This window comes from Actinokineospora xionganensis, assembly GCF_014323725.1.
Classification (GTDB): Bacteria; Actinomycetota; Actinomycetes; order Mycobacteriales; family Pseudonocardiaceae; genus Actinokineospora; species Actinokineospora xionganensis.
The window spans coordinates 1-703 of sequence record NZ_JABVED010000062.1; the positions used below are offsets into that span (position 1 = coordinate 1).

A 703-nucleotide genomic window follows, 5' to 3' on the forward strand; every position below is an offset into this window, starting at 1 on the left:
CGGGTTTACGCGGGGTCGCCGCCGGTGCGGGCGGTGGATCAGCTCGACCTGTCCATTGAGGATGGCGAGTTCCTGGTCCTGGTGGGCCCGTCGGGCTCGGGTAAGTCGACGGCGTTGCGGATGCTCGCGGGGCTGGAGGATGTCGACGAGGGGACGATCCGGATCGGCGATCGGGATGTCACCCATGTGCCGCCGAAGGGCCGCGACATCGCGATGGTGTTCCAGTCCTACGCCCTGTATCCGCACATGACCGTCGCCCAGAACATGGGCTTCGCGCTCAAGCTGCAGGGCTTGCCGAAGTCGGTGATCTCGGAGAAGGTCGCCGAGGCGGCCAAACTGCTCGACCTTCAGAAGTACCTCGACCGCAAACCCAAGGCACTGTCGGGTGGCCAACGCCAACGCGTCGCCATGGGCCGCGCCATCGTGCGTGACCCGGCGGTGTTCCTCATGGACGAACCACTGTCCAACCTCGACGCCAAACTCCGCGTCGAGACCCGCGCCAACATCGCCGCCCTCCAACGACGCCTCGGCACCACCACCATCTACGTCACCCACGACCAGGTCGAAGCCATGACCATGGGCCACCGCGTCGCCGTGCTCAAGGACGGACTGCTCCAGCAGTGCGACACCCCACGCGCCCTCTACGACCGCCCCGCCAACGCCTTCGTCGCGGGCTTCATCGGCTCACCCGCCATGAACCTGC

1 protein-coding gene is annotated in these 703 nt (G+C 66.9%); it reads left to right on the forward strand.

Annotated features, from left to right (window positions below):
• Positions 1 to 703, forward strand: a 703-nt coding sequence (locus GPZ80_RS31895; RefSeq protein ID WP_187224815.1) for an ABC transporter ATP-binding protein, incomplete at both ends; no start/stop codon positions are given.